The organism is Flavobacterium sp. (genome assembly GCF_044373165.1).
Classification (GTDB): domain Bacteria; phylum Bacteroidota; class Bacteroidia; order Flavobacteriales; family Flavobacteriaceae; genus Flavobacterium.
The window spans coordinates 1-4,142 of sequence record NZ_JBILQL010000147.1 but is presented as its reverse complement, the minus strand read 5'-3'; the positions used below and the strand labels follow the sequence as shown (position 1 = coordinate 4,142).

General features: G+C 36.4%; 5 protein-coding genes. All 5 read right to left on the bottom strand.

Translation table 11 applies throughout. The features are described 5' to 3' along the window. Window positions 1-38: 38 nt before the first annotated feature. Entirely contained in the window at window positions 39-716 is a 678-nt protein-coding gene (locus tag ACIQ32_RS11870; RefSeq protein ID WP_396195888.1) for a hypothetical protein, read from the bottom strand. Window positions 717-721: 5 nt separating this feature from the next. Beyond that, window positions 722-1,033: a hypothetical protein gene (locus ACIQ32_RS11865; protein ID WP_396195887.1), complete on the bottom strand. Its 312-nt coding sequence runs from the start codon at window positions 1,031-1,033 to the stop codon at window positions 722-724. A gap of 118 nt (window positions 1,034-1,151) precedes the next feature. Then, window positions 1,152-2,171 carry a sensor histidine kinase gene (locus tag ACIQ32_RS11860; protein ID WP_396195886.1) on the bottom strand — a complete coding sequence of 340 codons (1,020 nt, stop codon included), beginning with the start codon at window positions 2,169-2,171 and terminating at the stop codon, window positions 1,152-1,154. A 163-nt stretch (window positions 2,172-2,334) separates the two neighbouring features. Continuing rightward, window positions 2,335-3,813: a 1-hydroxycarotenoid 3,4-desaturase CrtD gene (gene crtD, locus ACIQ32_RS11855; protein ID WP_396195885.1), complete on the bottom strand. Its 1,479-nt coding sequence runs from the start codon at window positions 3,811-3,813 to the stop codon at window positions 2,335-2,337. A 67-nt stretch (window positions 3,814-3,880) separates the two neighbouring features. Then, on the bottom strand, window positions 3,881-4,142 hold a 262-nt coding region (locus tag ACIQ32_RS11850; protein ID WP_396195884.1), incomplete at its 5' end, for a MaoC/PaaZ C-terminal domain-containing protein.

Genomic DNA, 4,142 nt, shown 5'->3' with positions numbered 1-4,142 from the left:
AAATACTTTTCTGCTTTAGTAAAATCCTTTAAACATAACTATGCAGCTGCAATATTGTTTAATATATTTACAAATTGTTCATTTTCAGAGACATGCAAATATTTAATAGACTCACGAAACAAATAGATTGCCTTGTTCATATTTTCTCGACCTCCTTTAGCATAAGCAATAAGCCCATGTCCATTCAAAGCAGAAGAAATAAGCAAAGAATCCTTTATGTTTAGCCCTACATGATAGGTTTTTGAAAAATACCTTATTGCATAATTTACATTACCTAGCTCTCGATGAGCATAAGCCAGCATAAGGTAAGCCTTAGCTTCCGTTTTTTCATCAATTCCCTTTGAGGAAACTGCCCGATGCAGAAGATCTACAGATTTATCATAATCGGACATTAAGAAATATACAATAGCCTCCTCTACAATTATTTGGTTTCTAAACCTGGATTCTCCAAACTTATTGGAAACTTTTTTTGAATAAAAAATGGCTTTATCGTATTCTCCGATGATTCTATAGTATTTGATTTTTAACGCATCATATGCACAAAGCTCTTCGCACTCTTGCACATAACAATTTGATTCGTATTGTTTTAATAATGACAAAGACATTTCAGATTTTTCAAATGCAGTCTCCATTTCTAAAAGGAGCTTTTCACATGAATTTTGACTGAATGCCGTATTAACGCAAAACCAAATAAGTAAGAATAAAAACTTCTTCAAGATGATTACACTGGGATAATTATTCTAACTGCGACTCTAGGATTTGGTTTTCCATCGCCTAAAACCAACTCTGTATAACTACCTCTAGTACCCGAAGCCAAATTAACTGTAAAACTCTGTAATGTTCCTGCCAAAACTGTTGAAGTTGTAGATGGAGTGAATGTAATTAGAATCCCCCCATCGCTGGTAATCGAATATTTGGAAAACGTATATTTTGGTCTGTCTTCATTAAAGATTAAGTCAACCACAATGTTAGTGGTGTTAACGGTTACCTTAAATGAACTTGCATTTGCGCCAGTTATCGCTTCTGTTCCCATAATTTTTTGTTTTTTTTAGGTTAGTTTCTCAAAAATAAACTTATACTGTTAAAAGTCAACAGTTGAATAAATTAAAATTTACCATGTCTTTTAAAATTCGGTAACGTACCCCTTGCACTCAAACTATATAGATCACTTTAATTTCACTCAAATTGGAATGAACCCTCACCACTATAAGCTTCCCGCCCAACGCGCTAATACGTTCATGAATGATCTGAAAATCGAGTTCTTCCCTAATTATATCATTTCCTTTTTCCGTGTAGCACAATTCAATTCGTTTTTTGATCAAATTAACCGCAACATACACTTCTTTAGCTCTTGAAAATTTGACTGTTTCCTCGATTAGATCTTCAACGCTGCGATAAATCACAAGTTGAAGTGCTTTATCGCAATCGAAATATTTTGCACTTAGATGAAAGAAAACTGATGAATTGCTATCATTTTTTCGCTTTATTAACGATTTCAGACTTTCAAACAAACCTTCCGTATTGATTTCAGAGGGGTATAAAACTTCGCTCATTTTTCGAATTTCACGCATGGCATTTTTAGCAGAATTCTTTAGTTCTTCAAAATGATTGTTGTCGGGCGATTTGGTATGCTCATGTGACGCCATCATATGAATAATTGATAGCGTGGATTGAAAATCATCATGCAATTCACGTGAAAAACGCAACTTTTCCTGTTCCCTGGCAGCAAAGGTTGCCCGTCGAACTTGAAGCGAACGTTTTTCATGTTCAAACCTCCAACGATAAAAAACGATTAACGCAATAATCACTGACGCAATTACAATCCAAAACCCAGTTACAAGAAGGTTATTCTGCAATTTATAGGCAACAGCGCGACGATCATTATTCTCTATACGCAACTTTCCAACCTCTCGTTCTTTTCGTTCAACTTCGTACAGCCTTTGAATTTTTTGTCTCGCAAGGCTATTTTTGTGCTTCACCCTTTTTATTTTCTTTAATGCGGTTGTTCGAAAAACATCTGTGCTTTGTCGTTCATCTGAGAATATGGTATCATCTTTAACAACGAGTTGCTCTATTTCCTCTGAAGAATTTTCCAAATATTCTATGCTTTCGGTTGCAAGTGAAAAACCCGAACAAAACAAAATCAGTAAAGCAAAAAGTACACTTTTCATGAATTATAAATATGAGCAGGTTAGAAAGAAATATCACACCATTAACTCCATTTTGAAGGCACAAATGGGCCAATTGTGAGACAATGAACATCTTGCCAACCAGCAAGTCATTTCTAACATTAAAATACGAAGAAATAAAATTTAACTTACTTTTTTAACAAAATCAATGCTTGATTAGATCTGTTGTAATCTTTGCAGAAAGCAAACAAAGTGGAATACTCGGCCCAGGGTGAACACTTCCTCCACAAAAATAAAGACCTTTAATTGACTTTGAAAAATTAGGATGACGCATGAACGCAGCAAATTTGTTGTTTGAACTATTTCCATAGATTGCCCCAAATGCGGATGATGTTCTATTTTCAATTACTCTAGGATCAAAAACCATCTCGCACTCGATTAACGAACGCAAATCAGTACCGAGCATACGGTCAACCTTCCGAATAACTGCCTCTCGTGCTTGATTGATGAAGGCGTCCCAATTCTGTCCCTGATTGTTGGGAACATTGATGAACGCAAACCAATTCTCGCAGCCTTCTGGGGCATCATTAGGCGAATGCTTTGCCGTAATATTGACATAGATCGTAGGATCGTGATAGATTTCCTTTTTTTCAAAGATGGTATCAAATTCAGCTTTGTAGTCTTCCGCAAAAAGGATGTTGTGCAAGGTCAACTGTTCAAACTTCCTTTTAATACCCCAGTAAAAAATGATTCCAGAGCTTGACTTTGGTTGATCCAATGTTCGCTTCGGTTTTTTGGCTGACGGTATAAGTTTATGGTAGGTATTGTACACATCCATGTTGGAAATTACTAAGTCAAATGCATGACTATCTTGATCTGTTCGAACTCCTTTTGCTCGTTTATTTTCCAACAGAATTTCTCTAACTGGTGTGGAATACAAAAACTCTACACCAATATCTTTGGCAAGTTTTTCTAAGGCTTTGGTAATTGATACCATTCCTCCTTCTGGATAATAGGCACCGCGCTCAATTTCAACGTGTGAGATGACATTCAAAGTTGCTGGCGCTAAAAAGGGACTTGAACCGTTGTAGGTTGAGTAGCGATTAAATACCTGAACCAAACGTGGATCTTTAAATGCTTTTTCATTTGCACCGTTCATGGTATCAAAAGCACCAATCTTACCAAAGTTCAAAATTCCTTTCGCAACAGCTTTGGTAAAAAAGTTCTTCGGGACATGTAAAGAATTGTGCAAAAACACTTCATCCGTTAGGTTGTACATTTCCTCTGTTTTCTTTAGGTAGTTGTGGATAACTTCCTTGGTATCCTCAGCATGATCAGCCATTGTCTCTGCATAACGCTCATTTCCGTTTACTCCCTCTAAGGTAGAACCATCTTCAAAAAAATAACGATAAACTGGATCTAATCGTTCGTAGTGAAAATAGTCTCTTGGGTTCTTGCCTGAAAGTGTAAACAATTCATCGGCGAACTGAGGCATGGTAAACACCGAAGGCCCCATATCAAATCGGTACCCTTGATTGCTTTCGCTCGACAATTTACCACCTGGAAAAGAATTGGCTTCAAAAACGGTTACTTTATATCCTTTGTTTCGCATGCGAATAGATGCAGCCAAACCTGAAACACCTGATCCAATTACAGCACAACTTTTTCCATTTTCTTTTATCATATCCTGCAGTTTACACTTATAATTATAAAAATTGAACGTGAAAAAAGTTCCTTCAATGAACTAAAATCTATTTGGATTGATCGAGTTTTCTCACCATGGTTAAGATTGTAGCCAAAGCGACAGTTTCACCTGTTTCATCATAAACATCCACCAGAAACTTCACAATACCTTTCGCAATGTCATCTTCAGAGCGTTTTTCTTGGTCTACTTTTTCTTTAACTGTAAATCGAACACCGAGTGTTGCCCCTGGATAAACTGGTTTCGTAAATCGTGCTTCGTCCAAGCCATAATTCAACAAAACCGGACCTTTTTTAGGATCCACAAACAAA